At 60.6% G+C, this 17,317-nt stretch carries 19 protein-coding genes; 7 read left to right on the forward strand and 12 right to left on the reverse strand.

What is annotated here, in order from left to right:
- Together AC244Q_RS12075 and AC244Q_RS12080 are read right to left on the reverse strand one after the other, a co-directional pair.
- The gene (locus tag AC244Q_RS12075; protein ID WP_064652978.1) at nucleotides 1–753 is read right to left on the reverse strand and encodes an amino acid ABC transporter ATP-binding protein; all 753 of its coding nucleotides are present in this window, start codon (nucleotides 751–753) and stop codon (nucleotides 1–3) included.
- Between the two features lie 181 nt (nucleotides 754–934).
- Nucleotides 935–1,813 carry an ABC transporter substrate-binding protein gene (locus tag AC244Q_RS12080; protein ID WP_064652976.1) on the reverse strand — a complete coding sequence of 293 codons (879 nt, stop codon included), beginning with the start codon at nucleotides 1,811–1,813 and terminating at the stop codon, nucleotides 935–937.
- A gap of 163 nt (nucleotides 1,814–1,976) precedes the next feature.
- Here AC244Q_RS12080 and AC244Q_RS12085 point away from each other — a divergent pair, with 163 nt between their 5' ends.
- The 3 genes from AC244Q_RS12085 to AC244Q_RS12095 all read left to right on the forward strand — a co-directional run bounded on the left by AC244Q_RS12085 (nucleotide 1,977) and on the right by AC244Q_RS12095 (nucleotide 4,112).
- Nucleotides 1,977–3,032, forward strand: a complete 1,056-nt coding sequence (locus tag AC244Q_RS12085) for a GlxA family transcriptional regulator (protein ID WP_113545877.1) — start codon at nucleotides 1,977–1,979, stop codon at nucleotides 3,030–3,032.
- A 145-nt stretch (nucleotides 3,033–3,177) separates the two neighbouring features.
- Entirely contained in the window at nucleotides 3,178–3,651 is a 474-nt protein-coding gene (locus tag AC244Q_RS12090) for a MarR family winged helix-turn-helix transcriptional regulator (protein ID WP_113545878.1), read from the forward strand.
- Between the two features lie 44 nt (nucleotides 3,652–3,695).
- The gene (locus AC244Q_RS12095; RefSeq protein WP_113545879.1) at nucleotides 3,696–4,112 is read left to right on the forward strand and encodes an NUDIX hydrolase; all 417 of its coding nucleotides are present in this window, start codon (nucleotides 3,696–3,698) and stop codon (nucleotides 4,110–4,112) included.
- A 41-nt stretch (nucleotides 4,113–4,153) separates the two neighbouring features.
- Here the strand turns inward: AC244Q_RS12095 and AC244Q_RS12100 are convergent, their stop codons facing one another.
- Together AC244Q_RS12100 and AC244Q_RS12105 are read right to left on the reverse strand one after the other, a co-directional pair.
- Nucleotides 4,154–5,197, reverse strand: a complete 1,044-nt coding sequence (locus AC244Q_RS12100; RefSeq protein WP_128407600.1) for a DUF3095 domain-containing protein — start codon at nucleotides 5,195–5,197, stop codon at nucleotides 4,154–4,156.
- A gap of 117 nt (nucleotides 5,198–5,314) precedes the next feature.
- The gene (locus AC244Q_RS12105; RefSeq protein ID WP_025394996.1) at nucleotides 5,315–5,710 is read right to left on the reverse strand and encodes an Ohr family peroxiredoxin; all 396 of its coding nucleotides are present in this window, start codon (nucleotides 5,708–5,710) and stop codon (nucleotides 5,315–5,317) included.
- A gap of 380 nt (nucleotides 5,711–6,090) precedes the next feature.
- Here AC244Q_RS12105 and AC244Q_RS12110 point away from each other — a divergent pair, with 380 nt between their 5' ends.
- Nucleotides 6,091–6,888: a class I SAM-dependent methyltransferase gene (locus AC244Q_RS12110; RefSeq protein ID WP_113545881.1), complete on the forward strand. Its 798-nt coding sequence runs from the start codon at nucleotides 6,091–6,093 to the stop codon at nucleotides 6,886–6,888.
- Nucleotides 6,889–6,906: 18 nt separating this feature from the next.
- Here the strand turns inward: AC244Q_RS12110 and AC244Q_RS12115 are convergent, their stop codons facing one another.
- The 3 genes from AC244Q_RS12115 to AC244Q_RS12125 all read right to left on the reverse strand — a co-directional run bounded on the left by AC244Q_RS12115 (nucleotide 6,907) and on the right by AC244Q_RS12125 (nucleotide 10,677).
- A complete protein-coding gene (locus AC244Q_RS12115) occupies nucleotides 6,907–7,254 on the reverse strand; it encodes a CAP-Gly domain-containing protein (protein WP_012757920.1) in 348 nt (115 codons plus the stop codon).
- Between the two features lie 137 nt (nucleotides 7,255–7,391).
- Nucleotides 7,392–8,708, reverse strand: coding sequence for an extensin-like domain-containing protein (locus AC244Q_RS12120; RefSeq protein WP_113545882.1), 1,317 nt, complete (start codon nucleotides 8,706–8,708; stop codon nucleotides 7,392–7,394).
- Nucleotides 8,709–8,859: 151 nt separating this feature from the next.
- Nucleotides 8,860–10,677 carry a methyl-accepting chemotaxis protein gene (locus AC244Q_RS12125; protein WP_012757922.1) on the reverse strand — a complete coding sequence of 606 codons (1,818 nt, stop codon included), beginning with the start codon at nucleotides 10,675–10,677 and terminating at the stop codon, nucleotides 8,860–8,862.
- Between the two features lie 290 nt (nucleotides 10,678–10,967).
- On the opposite strand from AC244Q_RS12125, the gene AC244Q_RS12130 reads away from it, so the two are divergent.
- Together AC244Q_RS12130 and AC244Q_RS12135 are read left to right on the forward strand one after the other, a co-directional pair.
- On the forward strand, nucleotides 10,968–11,354 hold the full coding sequence (locus AC244Q_RS12130; protein ID WP_012757923.1) for an acyl-CoA thioesterase: 387 nt from the start codon (nucleotides 10,968–10,970) through the stop codon (nucleotides 11,352–11,354).
- Between the two features lie 19 nt (nucleotides 11,355–11,373).
- Nucleotides 11,374–11,961: a hypothetical protein gene (locus AC244Q_RS12135; RefSeq protein WP_012757924.1), complete on the forward strand. Its 588-nt coding sequence runs from the start codon at nucleotides 11,374–11,376 to the stop codon at nucleotides 11,959–11,961.
- Nucleotides 11,962–12,265: 304 nt separating this feature from the next.
- Here the strand turns inward: AC244Q_RS12135 and AC244Q_RS12140 are convergent, their stop codons facing one another.
- From AC244Q_RS12140 to AC244Q_RS12160, 5 genes are all read right to left on the reverse strand, one after another.
- Nucleotides 12,266–12,934 (reverse strand): DUF4405 domain-containing protein, encoded by a 669-nt coding sequence (locus tag AC244Q_RS12140; protein WP_113545883.1) that lies wholly within the window; start codon nucleotides 12,932–12,934, stop codon nucleotides 12,266–12,268.
- Nucleotides 12,935–12,967: 33 nt separating this feature from the next.
- Complete coding sequence (locus tag AC244Q_RS12145) at nucleotides 12,968–13,450, reverse strand: cytochrome P460 family protein (RefSeq protein ID WP_113545884.1); 483 nt, start codon at nucleotides 13,448–13,450, stop codon at nucleotides 12,968–12,970.
- A 71-nt stretch (nucleotides 13,451–13,521) separates the two neighbouring features.
- Nucleotides 13,522–13,938: a carboxymuconolactone decarboxylase family protein gene (locus AC244Q_RS12150; RefSeq protein ID WP_012757927.1), complete on the reverse strand. Its 417-nt coding sequence runs from the start codon at nucleotides 13,936–13,938 to the stop codon at nucleotides 13,522–13,524.
- 25 nt (nucleotides 13,939–13,963) lie between these two features.
- The gene (locus AC244Q_RS12155; RefSeq protein ID WP_113545885.1) at nucleotides 13,964–15,052 is read right to left on the reverse strand and encodes an alpha/beta hydrolase; all 1,089 of its coding nucleotides are present in this window, start codon (nucleotides 15,050–15,052) and stop codon (nucleotides 13,964–13,966) included.
- Between the two features lie 141 nt (nucleotides 15,053–15,193).
- Nucleotides 15,194–16,093 (reverse strand): LysR family transcriptional regulator, encoded by a 900-nt coding sequence (locus AC244Q_RS12160; RefSeq protein WP_012757929.1) that lies wholly within the window; start codon nucleotides 16,091–16,093, stop codon nucleotides 15,194–15,196.
- Nucleotides 16,094–16,248: 155 nt separating this feature from the next.
- Here AC244Q_RS12160 and AC244Q_RS12165 point away from each other — a divergent pair, with 155 nt between their 5' ends.
- Nucleotides 16,249–17,238: an aldo/keto reductase gene (locus AC244Q_RS12165; protein ID WP_113545886.1), complete on the forward strand. Its 990-nt coding sequence runs from the start codon at nucleotides 16,249–16,251 to the stop codon at nucleotides 17,236–17,238.
- Nucleotides 17,239–17,317: the final 79 nt, after the last annotated feature.

Consider the following 17,317-nt stretch of genomic DNA (forward strand, 5'->3'; position numbering starts at 1 on the left):
CTAGTGCCGGATCTTGTTGAGAAACGCTTGCGTGCGCGTTTCCCGAGGGGCGGTTATGACCTGGCGTGCCGGGCCGGATTCCACGATCGTGCCGCCGTCGAGAAACAGAACGCGGTCGGCAATGTCGCGCGCAAACGCGATCTCGTGCGTGACGATCAGCATCGTGCGCCCCTCGCCCGCCAGCTCCTCCATCACTTTCAGGACCTCCTGGACCAGTTCGGGATCGAGTGCCGATGTCGGCTCGTCGAACAGCATGAGCTTCGGCTTCTGGGCAAGCGCCCGCGCAATCGCGACACGCTGCTGCTGACCGCCGGACAGCTCGAGTGGTGAGGCTTCGGCGCGGTGCGTCATATGGACTTTGGCCAGCATCTCCAAAGCCAGTTCGCGTGCCTCGGCAGCAGGCAGGCCGCGCACCTTGCGCGCCGCGATCGCCACGTTTTCCGTCACCGACAGATGCGGCCAGAGATTGAAGAGCTGGAAGACCATGCCCATCTCGGCGCGCTGCGGTGCAAGTTGCCGGTCGCTCATAACCTGGCCGTTGCGGACGCCGATCCGCTCGCCATCGAGGCGGATCTCGCCGGCACTGGGCTTTTCCAGAAAATTCATGCAGCGCAGACAGGTGGATTTCCCGGAGCCGGACGGACCGATCAGGGCAATCTTCTCACCTGGCGCGACATCGAAATCGATGCCTTTGAGAACTTCGATAGGACCGTAGCTCTTGCGTAGGCCTGCAACGCTGAGAAGCGCATTCATCGCCGTTTCCTTATGCGATCATATCTACAGCGCCGCGCGTCTTTTCAGACGCGCCAAGGACGCTGTAGCACTTTGAATTGCTGCATAATTTTCTCCTGAAATCGATTCCGATTTAAGGAATTATGCAGTAGGCGAAGAGGGTGGACGAAAGCTGCCGTGCAGCTTCCGTCCGCACGGCCGTTCAGCCGCCAGCTGCACAAGACGGCAGCTTGTAATCTGCCGGGCGATCGACGCCGGCGCGGAAGTTTTGGCCCACCGGCTTGAACCAGACATCCGACGACAATCCGTAGCGGGCGCCGATTTCCTTCATCTCGCAAGTCTTCCACATGTCGGCGATGATGGCGTCCATCTTCTGGCGCAGATCGTCGTTCTTCTGATTGAGGCCATAGACGACCTGCCCGAGACCGGTCAGCAGCGGGAAATCCGGACTGTTGTCGGTGAAGGCAAGGAAGTGCATATTCCAATCAGGGTTCTGCTTGATGGCATAGGAGACCACCGGCGGATCGCCGATAACAGCGTCGATGCGCCCGGCGATAAGATCGCGCACTGCCGCATCGGAAGTGTCGTAGAGCGAGAGCTGAAGATCTTTGATGCTCTTCAATTCCGGGACGAACGAAAAGCCGGTGATCGTTCCGATCTTCTTGCCTTCCAGATCAGAAAGCTTGTCCCAGCTCGTCTTCGTCGATTGCATGATGCCGTTCTTGAAGTAGTGGATCGGCTCGGACAGACTCATGATCTTCGTACGCTTTTCAGTCCAGCCCATGGTGCCGAGCATGACGTCGACGCGGCCCGACTGAACGGAGGCGATCGTACCCGACCATTCCATGAGGGCAGGCTGAATCTTGAGCCCGAGCTTGTCGGCAATGCGCTGCATGATTTCACCGTCATAGCCTACCAGCTTCCCGTCCTGCCAGCCGGAGCCGGGCATGTCGCCGGTGAAGGCAACCGTCAGCTTGCCCTGCTCGGCAAGTTCGAAAGCATTGGCGATAGATGAAAGGGACATGAAGCTGCCTGCCAGCAGAGCGCACGTCACCATCCTTCTCGAAAGAGAAAGTGCCATTGTTCTGATCCTTGATTTGTTGGTTCCCCGGTCCGGTGGTTTCTGCTCCCCGGATGTCGCGTTCGACGAGAGAAAACTTGACACTGAAAGCTGCTGCTGAATTTTATAAATCAGACATTTTCTTTGAAAAAAGGACATGAAGGCTCTATCATCGCCTTACGCCATGATCACATCCGAGGAACCTTCCGAAATATCTGCCAACGAGCCGGACTATGTGCGCTGGCTCGACGATCTTTGGGCCGAGCGGCTTCTGGTCGCACGCGACCGAAAGGCCGATCTCTCCGTAGGCATTCTCCTCTGGCCGACCTTCCCGATGATGTCGCTGACAGGTATCGTCGAGCCTCTAAGACATGCGGCGGACTTTGCCGACAATTCCCGTCCATTACATTGTCGCTGGTCGATCATGGGGGCTCCGGGCCATGCAGCGGTCGCCAGCTGCGGCATCCGGGTTCATGCCGATGCGCCCTACATCAACCCGACCGACTTCGACTACGTCGTGGTTATCGGTGGCCTCCTGCCACATCTGCGCGCCGCACCTAGCAAACATCGCGACTATCTGAGGGTGGCGGCATCGGCAGGTGTCCCGGTCATTGGTGTTTGTACGGGCGCCTTCATATTGGCGCAGGAGGGACTGCTCACTGGGCGCAAGGCGTGCGTCCATCCCTTTCACGCGGAAGATTTCCGGATTGCCTTCCCGCGTCTTGCCTTCTCCACGCGCGATGACTTCCTGATCGAAAACGGCCGCATTACCGTGCCTGGCGGCGTATCGATCCTGTCGCTGATGACGGAGCTCATCCGCACGCATTGCGGACCGGATCGGGCGGCCAAGGCCGTGCACCAGCTTTCGCTCACGGAACAGAAGCGCATGAGCGCCTTCGATCACGGCCGCGCCACAACATTTCGCCGCACCGAAGATTCGCGCATACAGCGAGCCGTCGTTCTCATCGAGAGTCGGAAGGGCCGCGACGTCTCACCGGAACAGGTGGCCTCTCTGGTCGGCCTGTCACCACGTCAGTTCGCACGTCTCTTCCAGGACAATATCGGCATGACTCCGAAGCGTTTTATCGTCGAGACGAGATTGCGCTATGGCCGGTTTCTGGTCGAAAACAGCACACTGCCCATGACGGCGATCGCCTTTGAAATCGGTTTCTCCGACTCCGCCCATTTCGCGACCGCTTTTCGCAAGAAGTATGGGAAGCCTCCCAGGAGTTTCCGCTGATCTTTGTCGAGTCACCACGGCAGGATCGAAAACCGAATTTGACACCATTGCGATTTAATCGGATACGACTTATATAGGTCTCATCGTTAGAAAGCCCTGACAGGATGGACCGATGCCGACATCTAAAGCAGCTAAGGGGCCGGATATGCCCGCGCCCGCCTCCCCGCCGGCGGGCAAGGACGGCCGGAAACTTTCGAATTTCCTGTGCTTCGCGGTCTATTCGGCAAATCTCGCCTTCGGCCGCGCCTATAAGCCAATCCTGGACGAGCTTGGCCTGACCTATACCCAATATATCGCTATGGTGGCCCTCTCCGAAGAGGACGACCAGACCGTCGGCTTATTGGGGGAAAAGATGTTTCTCGAATCCAACACGCTGACGCCCATCCTCAAGAAGCTGGAGTCGAATGGTTATATCACTCGTCACCGCGATCCCGCCGACGAACGGCAGGTGCGGGTCAGCCTGACGTCGGCAGGGCGCCAACTCGTTGAAACTGATCCCGGCAACGCGCTGCTTGGGGCCACCGGCCTCGGCGACGACTTTCCCGTCGTGCAGAAATCAGTGACGACGCTACGCGACAACCTCCTGCGGTCAACGCAGGGCGAGCCGGGGAAATCGTGATCGCGGCATCAGTCGGCAGTTGCTGGCATAGCGGAGAAGACGATATGCCCGAGATCGTGATGGGGGCCTTGAGCCAGAACGGAACCGTTCTTCTGGCCAAGCGCAGTTCCGAGCGCAAGGTGCACCCGGATCGCTGGAGCCTCCCGGGCGGCCATATCGAAGAGGGTGAAGACGCCGAGACAGCAATGTGCCGGGAATTGATGGAAGAAATAGGTGTGACGCCGGAACTCTGGCAGTTTGCAGGACGGGTCGGATCGGAAGGCCCGCCCGAAGCATCCGTCACGTTCCATGTCTATCACGTCGATAAATGGCACGGCCGGCCGCGACTTATCGGTGATGAACACACCGAGCTCAGATGGTTCACCGCCGCCGCGATAGAAAAAGAAGCCGAATTGGCGTTGCCTCAGCTCACTGAGATGCTGGCAAACCTGGCCATGCGGACAACAGGCACGCCCGCTTAGGTCTCTTGGCGGTCACGACGTCTCGCCGGCTGAACGGGTCTTCAGCGCGCATGATGCTGGACGTCGCCAAGCGCACCAGCCTCCATCATCTCGGCGGCCCTCGCATAACCGCCGCCCATTCCGTCGAGGAAATGCAGGTGCGAATCCAACCTGTCCGATGGTACGAGACAAGTCATCAGCGCATGCGACTGGCGGTGCAGTCCGAAGTTGATCTCGCCGCGCGCCCTTGCCGGAACGAGGATCGCTTCGACCTTGTCGATCTGTTCCGGCGTGCAGTCCAGCGTCAGGCGCAAACCGTCGTCGAACTTGCGGAAATCCGAATTGGCGGCGACCTGCGACCAGCCTTTCACATCGACCTGCTTCCCGCTGTCTCCTGACAAGGGAACACCGCTGGGAAGCGGATGAGACTGGCGCGGCGCGGCATCGAAAACCGCAAGCACACGTTTCCCCAGCGCCGCAAAGACCTCGGGACTGATATGGTCGCGAGACTCGACCAGCAGCGACAGGATCTCGCCGCGCTGGCTTGGGAACGGGGTCCAGTCACAGCTGAGGCCGGTCAGATCAGGCTTCGTCGCGTAGCGGCCCGGCTTGACCAGATACCGGCCGCTCTTGATCTGCTGCTCCGCCCATTTGAGCCCGCCCCCTGTAAACATCGCATAGGTCGCGTTCTCGGAGGCGGCATAGCGGGCAATTCTGACGTCGCGCCCATTGGTGCGAATTTCGCGTACGGTCAGCAGCCCGATACGAAGGGTAAGATCGAGATCGGCTCTTGCAAAGCTCGCCACCTGCCGCAATGCCGATGTCGCCGCCATGATGCCCTGTGGCGGCAAGGCGAATGCTGCCCCGTCTCCGCGAAACACGAAGGGGAAATCGAACGATCCCCAGGCATTGCCGAGGGCGGCGATAACAGATGCGCCCGCATAGTTGACGTCTTCATAGCGCCCCGAGCGGATCGCCGTGGTCGAGTTGACGACATCAGTGATGCCGACCAGCCAGTCATCGGGCAATGGCTCATAGACATCAGGGTCGAGCACCAGTGAAAACTCGTCATAGGCCTGGTGCGACTGGACGTGGCTATTGATCATGGCATGTTCTCCAGATCGGCAAGGTTTCGGTGCCTGCTACCTCAGAAAGAGGTCTGCCGGCCGACCGGCAGGCCCTCCGCATCAAATCCTCCGGCGATGAGGTTTGCCCTCGCCCGCTCAGACAAGCTTGGTCTCGACGTCGATATTGCCGTGTGTCGCCTTGGAATAAGGGCAGATGCCATGGGCTGCCTCGATCAGCTCCTGCGCAATGTCGCGATCGATGCCGGACAGGCTGACATTGAGGCGCGCCCTCAGGAAGAAGGAGCCGTTGTCGGCGTTGAGGGTAATCTCCGCGTCGACCTCGGGACCATCAGGCAGCGTGATCTTTCTCTGGGCAGCGGCAAGTTCGATGGCGCCGATGTAGCAGGCCGACCAGGCGATGCCGAACAGGTTTTCGGCGGCCGGATGCGGCTGCGGCAGCTTGATGTCGATCGTGCCGTCGCTGCTGCGTGCAGAGCCGTCGCGGCCGCCGGAGATGTGGGTTTTGCCGGTAAAAAGAAGCTTCTCGGTCATGGTGATATCCTTTCGGTTTTAGTTTTATTCGTATCCGATTAAATCGGATGCGCTCTAATACGCCCAGCCAAAACCGATGTCAACACCATTCCGATTTAATCGGATGCGATTTATTTCCATAGGCGGAAACGCGCCATATCCGCACAACCCTCAGCGGCAGCTATGCGAACAAGCCGGCCCGCTGCGCAAGGTCACGTCTTGTCCGGGAATCGGGCCATCTATAGGCTCTGCCGGCGAACTAGAGTATGGCGCGCAAAAGTGTGCAGCGGTTTTGCGACAACGACATACGTAAAAACAAAGACTTAAAGCGCAAGGAGCGAATCTGAAAGATTGCGACGCGCTTTAGAGCCGGGGCGCATGAAGAAACCCAGAGAGATGATATGTCCTCCATAACAGCAGACAATGCGGGGCAATATGGCGACAGCCGGAAGCTCACTGCGCGGGCTCGACTGCATAGCCAATACACCATCGCCGAGACGGCCTGGTTTCCATGGGTTGCCGCGCAATTGTCCCTGAAGCCAGGCGATCGTGTCCTCGATGTCGGCTGCGGCACAGCCTGGTTCTGGGCGGCAACAGAAGGTCTCCTGCCGGCGGACATTAACCTGACGCTCGCCGACCTTTCGCAAGGCATGGTCGACGAGGCAGTGGCGCGTTGCAGCGCACTGCCGTTCGGTTCAGTTCGGGGCTGCCAGGCCGACGCCGCCGCGCTCCCCTTCGAAGATGGCGCCTTCGATGCGGTAGTCGCGATGCATATGCTCTATCACCTGCCCGACCCGGCCGCCGGCATCGCGGACATGTCGAGAGTGCTGAGGCCGGGCGGCTTACTCGCGGTCACAACCAACGGTGCCGGCAATATGCGCGAGATCTATGCGCTGACGACCGTATTCGGCAGTGCCCCTTCCGATCCGGCTGCCGAAGCCTTCGGATATGACGCTGCCGAGCGATCGATGCGGTCGCAGTTTGGAAACGTGACCATGTCGCAGCATCCGGCAAGCCTCCGGATCACCGAGCCCGAGGATGTCTTCCTGGCGCTCACCTCCTATCCGCCCGGCGATGGCGCCGGCGAGCTCCAGCTCACCAGGTTCCGTCAAGCCATTGCCGATGCGTTCAGCCAACGCAACGGCGTGCTAGAGGTCAGCAAAGAGACTGCGCTGTTCCTGAGCAGAAAGACGGCCTGATCGATTGTCGTGGGGCGGTCAGACCTTCTCTTTCTTCCTGATTTTTTCCTTAGGCTCCACCGGTGCATCGGGCGTCGGCGCTAGAAGCTTGCGCAGTGACGAGATCTTGTCCTTCACCAGCGGTCGGAACCGCGTCGCGCGATAAGGCATGTCGGCCGCTCCGTAACCTTCCGGCCCGTCATCATTGCCGCGGTTGATCTCCGCGAGCTTCACCCCGATGAAGGTGCCGTCGATATAATGGGTATATTCGCCCACCCAGCGGATCGTATAGATCTCGCCCTTGCGGATCAGTTGGTCGATGCTGACATGCTTGAAGGTATCGTTGATGCAGACGACCTTCTGGCCGACGTGGAAATCATAGCTCATGGATCAAACTCTCGAAACGGCAATCCGTCTGGCCGATCTATAGCGTGCCCTGCGGCGGGGATGAACCGTTTTCTGCCAGCCCGACCCAATTGCGGCCACAACATCGGCACCCGCCGCATGGTTTTGGAGGACATGCATCAGTCGCAATAGGCCTTGCCGCTCTTGCGGGAGCGAAGATCGAAGTGGAAGTGGTTCCAATGCTCCGGGTTGCTGCCGGGGCCGAGCACGGTGTTGAAATAGCGGCAGCTGTCGCTGCGCACCGCCTTCAGCAGCCGCCCCTCACGCAGCGAGAACAGGCCCTTCTTGCGCACGTCGATCTCGTGGCCGTTCTTCAGCACGAACTTGCCGACGTCGATGGCGTTGCCGCGGGCGTGTTCCGACATCGGATTGTATTTCTGCCGGCTGTTGTTCATGCGCCGGCAGGAATAGCCGCCGAGCGGCTGGATCGTCTTGATGCCGGACCAGTAACGATAGCGGGCGGACGGCGCCAGTTCGTTTTTCACCCATTTGGCGAAGGCAAGCGTCACCTGACAGTTCAGCGTTACGGCCGGGCGGACGCCGATATTGCCGGAAAGCCCCTTCAACGACACGGGATAGGGCACCTGGCAGGCCGGCCCATTCGAGATCGGTGGCTTGTCGTCGAAGAGCACGCCCATGCGCTTCAGCTCGCGCCGGCAGGCAAGCTCGGAGGACGGCATGACGCTGGGATCGACGGGTGCTGCCGGCTCGCTCATCATCGGATTATTCGGCCGCAGCATCGCGACCTCTTCGCTCTCGTCCTCTTCGGGAACACGTGATGGCGCCACCACAGGGCTGCCGTCGTTCCAGGCGGGCGCCCGGCTCATCTGTGCCTCGGCCGCCGGCTGCGGCATCGCCTGCGGTACGGGCTGGCGCATCGGCTGGTTGAGTTGCGTTGGATTGTCGGTGCCGATGCCGTCGACAACAGGCTCGGTGGCATTGCCCTCGGCGATCTGCTGCTGTTGTTCCTGTGCCAGCCCGACGACCGGCTCCGCCCCGAGATCGTCATCCATGTTGACGCCGCCGGACGGGATCGCAAGATCTTGCGTGCCGCCCCAGTTCTGGTTCTGCTGCGCCAGCGCCTCGTCGCTGTCGATCATCGGCAGCTTACGTCCCGGTGCGGTTTGCGGCGGAGCGGCTCGTGCCGCGTGGCCGGTGCCGGCGAGGTTTGGCGTGTCGAGGTAATCGACGGAGCCCTGGCTATTGCCGACGGGCGCGCTGGAAACCGGATAGGAGGCCTGGCTTTCCACCGGCGCCATTCGGACCGAAGGCGCCATGCGCGCCGCTGGTGCCCGCGCGGGCGAGATCGAACTGACCCTGGTGCCGTTGTCGACATTGGCGGGCGGCACCAGTCCGTCGCTGATCGAACAGGTCGTCAGCGCCGCCGAGAGGATAACGGGCAAAAGGGTTCGCCGAGGAAAGGAAACAAACGCCATACTCTTATCGCTTCCGCAGGCTGGCTGGGCAGTGACCGAAAAAACTCACTCCAATTTTAATTAAAAACGGTGAATGAAAACTTACCGGCACAATCTGAACGCGACGGAATTGAAAAAGGCCGGTTTCCCGGCCTTTCATCTCTCCGCTTCCTCACGCTGCCCGTGTGTATCGGGTCACCGCCGACTGCTCGGCGCGCAGGCGGAAATTCGAAAGCAGCGTCTTCAACTGAGTGCTCTCGTCGGCGAGCGTGCGGCTTGCCGCCGTCGTCTCCTCGACCATGGCGGCATTCTGCTGCGTCATCTGGTCCATGTGATTGACGGAGCCGTTGATCTCGTTCAGCCCGGTCGACTGCTCGCGCGCCGCCGTCGCGATTGATGCGACGTGATCGTTGACCTGGTTGACCAGCGCCTCGATCTCCAGCAGCGCTTCGCCCGTCGAGCGCACCAGCGCCACCCCACCCTCGACCTCCGTCGCCGACCGGCTGATCAGTTCCTTGATCTCCTTGGCCGCATTGGCGGAACGCTGGGCGAGTTCGCGCACTTCCTGGGCGACGACGGCAAAGCCGCGGCCCGCCTCGCCCGCCCGCGCAGCCTCGACGCCGGCATTCAGCGCCAGAAGGTTCGTCTGGAAGGCGATTTCGTCGATGACCGAGATGATCTGACCGATGCGGTTGGAGGAATCCTCGATCCTGCCCATCGCCGTCACCGCATTGCGGACGATCTCGCCGGATTTTCCGGCACTCGCCTTGGTCTCGGCCACCATCTCGCGCGCCTCGTTCGCCCGTTCGGATGCCGTCTTGACCGTCGCGGTGATCTCGTCGAGCGCTGCCGCCGTCTCTTCGAGTGCGGCCGCCTGCTGCTCCGTGCGCTTTGACAGGTTGCCGGTTGCCTCGCTGATGTCGGAAGCGCTTTCGTTGACGACATGGCTCGATTCGGCGATCGCATGGATGACGCCGTTCAGCGCATCGACGGCGGCGTTGAAATCGCTCCTCAGCTTGGCGTAATCCTCGCCGATATCGCCGATCGCAACCGTGAGGTCGCCGCCCGCCAGCTTCTCAAGGCCGACGCCGAGCGCCTGCATCGCTTGGGTTTGCCGCTCGGATGCTGAACGCAGGCTTGCCTCGTTGCCGCGGCGCTCTTCCTCGATCTGCTGCTGTCTTTCGTCTTCCCGCCCGCGCAACGCGCTGCGCTCGTCGACGGAATCGCGCAGCACCAGCAGCGCCTTGGCCATCTGGCCGATCTCGTCGCGACGGTCGCTGCCTGATATCTCCACCGATGCTTCTTCGGCCGCAATCGCGTTCATCGCCGCCTTCAGCCGGGCGATCGGTGCAGTCACGCTACGCACGATGGCATAGGCGATGGCAATCGTTGCGGCGGCGCCAAGCAGGCAGAGCAGCGCGGCCCACATCGCGTTCTGGCGATAGAGCGCGGCAAGGTCATCCGCATAGACACCGGTGCCGACGATCCAGCCCCAGGGCTCGAAACCTGCGACATAGGAATATTTCAGCACTGGCTGGTCGGCGCCCGGCTTCGGCCAAAGATAATCGACGAAGCCCTTGCCGTCCTTCTTCACCTTGTTGACGAACTCGACGAACAGGAACTTGCCGGTCGGATCCTTCATCTGGGAGATATCGGTGCCGTTCAGCTGCGGCTTGATCGGGTGCATCACCATGGTGGGGTGCATGTCGTTGATCCAGAAATAACCGTCGGCGCCGTAGCGCATCGCGCCGATCACGTCCTTGGCGGCCGCCTGCGCCTGTTCGCGGGTCATCGTGCCCGCCTGTTCCATCTTGTAATATTTGTCGAAGATGCCGAGCGCCGTTGCATCCATTTGCGCCAGCCCCGCCTTCCGCTCCGCTTCCAGCTCAGAATAGGAATAGTTCAGAAAGAAGACCATCGTCGCAGCGAGCACGGCAAGCGCGAATGCGACGAGGCAGTAAAGGCGGGTGGAAATCTTGACGTTGCGCATGAGGTTCCCGGCGATTCTTGTATTTGAGATCGATCGCATTCTGAATTGCCGGAATTACTGGAGCGTAAAGCTTAATTAGAAAAATATTAAATAACGTAAGGTCAGGTGAAAGCTGCAAAATTCAACCATTTGAAATCGAATGAAATTTCAATCGGAAACGGCAGCAACATTTTTCCCGTCGGCCGTCCGTAGCGCTTGGCCTTGCCGTCTTTTACACCCCACAGCCTTTGCACTAGGGTGCTTCCCAGTGAATCGCCGGCCCGTGGCCCGCACCAGATGGAGAAGACTTGATGACCGATGCCGCCAAGCCGAGAGGCGAACTGACGCTGAGGACGCTTGCCATGCCGGGCGACGCCAATCCGGCCGGCGATATCTTCGGTGGCTGGGTCATGGCGCAGATGGACCTTGCCTCAGGCATCCGTGCGGCCGAGCGCGCCAAGGGCCGCGTCGTCACCGCCGCCGTCAAAGAGATGGCCTTCGAGCTGCCGGTCAAGATCGGCGACACGCTTTCCGTCTATACTGATATCGACCGTGTCGGCCGCACCTCGATCACGCTGATCGTCGAAGCCTGGGCGCATCGTTCGCGCTACAACCAGCAGGAAAAGGTCACCGCCGGCACCTTCATCATGGTGGCACTCGACGAAGAGGGCAAACCGAAGCAAGTCCCCGAGGAGTGACAGCCTAAGGATCGAAAGCATGGAAACGGTCGGCTCGCCGGAGGTCTTCCTTCACATCAAGGTGGTGATGGGCATGGTCATCAGCCTTTCACTCGCCAGAGTGCTCACCGGCCTTGCCGGCATCGTCCAGCATCCCGCCAAGGCCAAGGTCTATCCCATCCATCTCGGCTGGGCGCTGTCGATGTTCCTGTTCATCATCCATATCTGGTGGTGGGAATATCGCCTGCAGGCGGTGCCGGCGATCGGCTTCGGCATCTATCTCTTCCTCATCTGCTTCTGCAGTCTGTTCTTCCTGCTCTGCGCCCTGCTCTTTCCTGCCTCGCTCGACGAATATGGCGGCTACGAGGAATATTTCATCTCGCGGCGCAAATGGTTCTTCGGCATCCTCGGCCTCACCTACGCCGTCGATATTCTCGACACGGCAATCAAGGGCCATGAGCGCATCCTCTCGCTCGGCTGGGAGTACCCAGCCCGCAACATCATCTACATCCTCCTCTGCGCCATCGCCGCCTGGACCCCCAACCGCCGCTTCCACACCGCCTTCATCATCGCCAACCTGATCTACCAGATCAGCTTCATTTTCAGGCTTTATGATGTGTTGGGGTGAGGCCCGGTCCCGCTTCGCGGGAGTGATCGATCCAGTGGATCGATCACAGGGCCGAACGCCCTGAGCCATGCGAAGGGCCGGGCGGCGGCGATACACAGCCTCTCCTTCATTCCTGTGCCTGTCACAGGAATCCAGTGCGCCCAAGTCCTTGGGTGCGGGAGAGTCCCTTCGTTCTGGCAAGTCATTCACGGCGCGGACACGCCGTGGCTGGATTCCTGTGACGAGCACAGGAATGACGGAAGAGAGGTTGCCCCCTCACCGCCACAGCATCACCGCCAGCGCGAATATCACACGCGCGGGCACCCTATATCAGCCGCCGAAGCCAGACGACCGCATAATGAGCAGCGCACGCACACGTCCCCAGGATCGCGATGTGATGCAGGAAGAACCCGATCGTGGACTCCTGGAAGTCCCAGAAATCGATCGATGGCCGGGCAATGAGCCTGTCTCCGATTCCCATGACGAACAGGCTGTGGATGCCCCACGCCGCTATTGCGCTCGCGGCTACGCGAAGGGAAGCGGTCCTGATCGGGTTTGGGGCACCGACCCGCAGCAATCTGCCTATGACCGCCATGATCATCGACCAGTGGAGGCCGAGATGGGCGGCTGCGAGGATGAACACCCAATAGGCCGCAAGGATGTGAATTTCGCGCGCCGTCGGCCGGCCGCTGACGGGAAGGAAAGCAAACACGCTGCGCGATATCAGCAGACTGGTCACCAGCAAAGCTGATATCGCCAAGGCGATCGAGATATTCGAAGCAATTGTCAGAAAGCTCCGCTTGCCGCGCTCCACCTTCGGAAGCCTCGCCCACCACCGCCTGTTGAAGACGTTGTGCGATAGGAGAAGGATGAACATGCTGGTGCCGATCAGCTCATGCGAGGTGTTGTCGAGCCACCAGTAGGCGAGCGCGGCCAAGAGCAGCCCAGCGGCGGTGAAGTCAAGCACGAGGCGGATCACGAAAAAAGGACTCACGATGCGACGCCCTCGCCGGAGATTCGATCCGGCCTAGTCAATGACGGCTCCGTCAAACTCCTTGAGAGCGTCGAGCGTGTAGAGGAAGTCTTCGTCGGCCCTGGACGAATGACAGGATTGGCATCGCGCCGTATTCTCGGCCATGTTGACGCCGCCGTCAGGCTTGAACCATTGGAACTGCCAGTCGCCAGTGCGACGGTCTTCGTCATAATCGCTGCCCCAGCCGGAACCCTTTTCCATGACGAAGGTGCGATAGATTTCCCCATCACGGTAATCGACCAGCACGAAGTGCGTACCGTCTGGAACGGGCTGCCCATTCTTCACAGCCTCGATCGCTTCGTTCGTCGTCATGATGTGTTCGGTCACGTTGCCGCGCCTGACGGTCGTGTAATGGACAAGGCCCGCCAATTCGGGCAGCGTCGTCCGGTTCGGTTCGGCATCGACGTTCCAGCCGACCAGAACTACGGCGCCGGCCATGGCAAAGAGAATGGAAATGCGCTTGATGAGATGACGCATGGATGCCTTTTCCTGGTTTTGTGCGGAACATTCGGGCGACCGGCTTCGGCAAAAGCGGCAGGCCAATCGCCTCATTCACGTCCGAAGACGTCCTTAGCGACGGCAACGGCCGAGACCGCATTCGGCCAGCCGGCGTAGAAGGCAAGGTGGGTGATCGTCTCGATCAGCTCGTCCTCGGACACACCGTTCTGGCGGGCCATGGCTAGATGGGATCTGAGCTGGTCGGGCCGGTTCATTGCGATCAGCGCGGCAACGGTCACCAGGCTGCGATCCCGCTTCGACAACTGCGGGCGCTCCCATATGTCGCCATAGAGGACGTCGTCGGTCAGTTCAGCCAGCTTCGGCGCGGTCGCACCCATCAGTTGCTGGGCGCGCGAACGCCGGGACTTGTCGTCGCCTTCGGCCGGTGCCTGAGCGCTGACGACGCCCGGCAGAACAGCCAGCATCATGCTGGCGGACAGCATCAAGTTTCCCAACAGTTGTTTCATGGTCTTCACCTCATAATTTCCGAGATCAGTCGAGCTTCTTCTCGCTAAGGAAAGCCGAGACCAGGTCGGCGATCTCTACGTTGTTCAGGTCGGAGAACGCGAAGTGGGTGTTGCCGCGGATGCCGATCTCGGGAAGGTGCACGACGGTGACATCACCGCCATGCTTGTTCACCGTATCGCGCCACAGGCGGGCCATTGCCAGGCGTACCCGCCAGCTGTCCTGCGCCGGCATCGTCGTCGGCTGGTCTGGGATGTTGTCGCCGTAATAGATGACGATCGGGATCTTCGTCAGTTTGATAAAGTCATCCATCGGTACCGGCACGCCCTTCAGCGTGTCGAAGGCGCTCGGCATATCGGCGGGAACCTCGCCTGCCGGGAACACGAAGCTGCTGCCGGGTTCGAAGGCGACGACGGCTTTAACCTTGTCGCTCTTGATGGCCGTCAGCCAGCCCGGTCCGCCGCCCTGCGAATGGGTGAAAAGAATGCCGGGACCGATTTTCTCGAACAGCTTTGCCACCGCATTCGACACAACGTCCATATCGAACGGCCCGGTGTTCGGCGTCATCGCGCGGAAGTACTGGTTCAGCGCTTCCGGATCGCGGGAGAATTGCACGCCGTCGAAATAGGTCGGCCAGGTGCCGACGCGAAACTGGTTGAACCAGAGCTGCTCGTCCGCTGTCGGCTTCACCACCGTCTCGGCCATACTCCGCCCGGCGCCGCCCCGGCGCGGCTGGTCGACGAGATAGGTGGAGAAACCTCGACGCAGGAAGATGTTCTGGAAGCCCTCGCGGCCGTCGGGCGTCGCCTCCCAGGTCTTGGAGAATTGTCCGGCACCGTGCCACATCACGATCGGATACTGACGCGGGTTTGCCGGCACCTGATAGAAGGCAAAGGCATGATCGCCGTGATAGGTCTGCCCTGAGGGATCGAGAGGTTTCAGCGGATCGAAGGTTCCGGGCGCCGTCGTACTGGTTCCCCCGACGGCAAAGCTGCCCTGCTCCTGGATGACCAATGGCTCGGGCTTTGCCGCATCGGCAGCCGTCGCCAATGGCGCGGCAAGCTGCGCTGAGGCAAGCAGCAATGCGGCCAGGGTGTTGGACAATCCATATCGCATGTCGGCTTCTCGCTTCGTTTCAGATGGCGAGAAGGTAACGGCATCGGACCGAAAGGATTAGACGCCTCGGACAGCTAGGGTCTATTAGGTAGACTAATTAATCACAAGCTGTTGATAAGCCGTGATGGAATAAAATCGGCATTACTTTCCTCTATAGCGGAGCGCATCGACGAACAGGGTGAAGGCGGGAGATGCATGCCGCCTGTTCGGATAGTAGAGATGGTATCCTGGAAAGGGCTGGCACCAGTCCTCCAGAATCCGGATCAGCCGCCCGTCTTCAATGTAGGACTGAACCTGGTCCTCAGGCATGTAGGCCAGCCCCAGTCCGTCCAGCACGGCGCCGATCCGCATGGCGATGTTGTTGAACACCGTCTGGCCCTCGACACGGACGCGCAGTTCACGTCCATCCTTCTCGAATTCCCAGGGATATATCGTTCCGTGTGTCGGCAGCCGCATATTGATGCAGTTGTGAGCCGTCAGATCCTGCGGGATATCCGGGCGCGGATGGTGCTCGAAATAGGAGGGCGCTCCAACAACTGCCATGCATATTTCAGGACCGATCCGGACCGCGATCATGTCCTTTGCCAAATGCTCGCCGAGCCTGATGCCGGCGTCGTAGCGCTCGGCGACGATGTCGGTCAGGCCGTAGTCGACGATCACCTCGACATTGATATCCGGATGATCAGGAAGAAACCGCGCCAATGCCGGGGCGAGGACGGAAATCGCAGGATGCTCGCCTGCCGTGATGCGAATCGTGCCAGCCGGCCGCTCACGCATTTCGCTCAAGGCGGCGATCTCGAACTGGATCTCCTCGAATCTGGGTCCGACCCGCTCCAACAGACGTTCTCCTGCCTGTGTCGGCGACACGCTTCTGGTCGTGCGAGTCAAAAGGCGCAGCCCGAGCTTCTCTTCGAGACCGCGTACCGTCTGGCTCAACGCCGACTGCGACACGCCGAGCTTCGCGGCCGCCCGGGTAAAACTCCGTTCCCGGGCGACGGTCAGAAAGGCCACGAGTTCGTTGAAATTGTTGTCCAGGGGCATTCATTAGTCCGTCTTATAGGTCCATGCGCATTACAGCATCTAATCGAAAGCTGACACGAGGACTAAGTTCGCGTCAACCCGACGGCAAGCCCGGCTGCTCCCGCACCGCGGAACGGACTGCCCGAGCCCATGCAAAACCAGGAACGGATACGACCATGAAAAGACGCAATATCGGCGGCCTCGAAGTCTCGGCACTTGGTCTCGGCTGCATGAGCATGAGCGCCGCTTACGGCCCGCCCGCCGACGAGGGCGAGATGATCAAATTGATGCGCACCGCCCATCAGCGGGGCGTCACCTTGTTCGACACGGCCGAAGCCTATGGCCCTTTCGTCAATGAAGAGCTTGTCGGCAAAGCGCTCGCACCGATCCGCGACCAGGTGGTCATCGCCACCAAATTCGGCTTTGATATCGATCAGCAAACAGGTGAACGCCGCGGCGGCACCAACAGCCGCCCCGAACATGTCAAGGCGGTTGCCGATGCCTGCCTGCGCCGTCTGAAGACGGACCACATCGACCTGTTCTACCAGCACCGCGTCGATCCCGACGTGCCGATCGAAGACGTGGCCGGTGCCGTCAAGGACCTGATCGCAGCGGGCAAGGTCAAGCATTTCGGTCTTTCCGAAGCCGGCGTCCAGACGATCCGCCGCGCCCATGCCGTTCAAAAAGTCACCGCCGTCCAGAGTGAATATTCGCTCTTCTGGCGCGGCCCCGAGGCGGAACTGCTGCCCACCCTTGAGGAACTCGGCATCGGCTTCGTGCCCTTCAGCCCACTCGGCGCAGGCTTCCTGACCGGCAAGATCGACGAGAACACCAAGTTCGATCCAAGCGATTTCCGCAACAGCGTGCCGCGTTTTTCGCTCGAGGCGCGCAAGGCCAATTTTGCACTCGTCGACCTGATCAGGCGTATCGGCGACCGCAAGGGCGCAACGCCCGCGCAAATCGCCCTCTCCTGGCTGCTGGCCCAAAAGCCATGGATCGTCCCGATCCCGGGTACAACGAAGCAGCACCGGCTGGAAGAAAATCTCGGGGCGATAGACGTCGACCTGCTGCCCGAGGACCTCGCCGAAATCGATGCCGCCCTCTCCGGCATCGAGGTTCACGGCGAGCGGCTTCCCGAGGCAGCGCTCAAGATGACCGGCCGATAGCGCCTGTCGCCGATGCCGCCCGGCCCTTCGCTTGGGCTCAGGGCGTTCGGCCCTGCGATCGATTCACTGGATCGATCGC

It is taken from the genome of Rhizobium sp. CB2179, assembly GCF_057653455.1.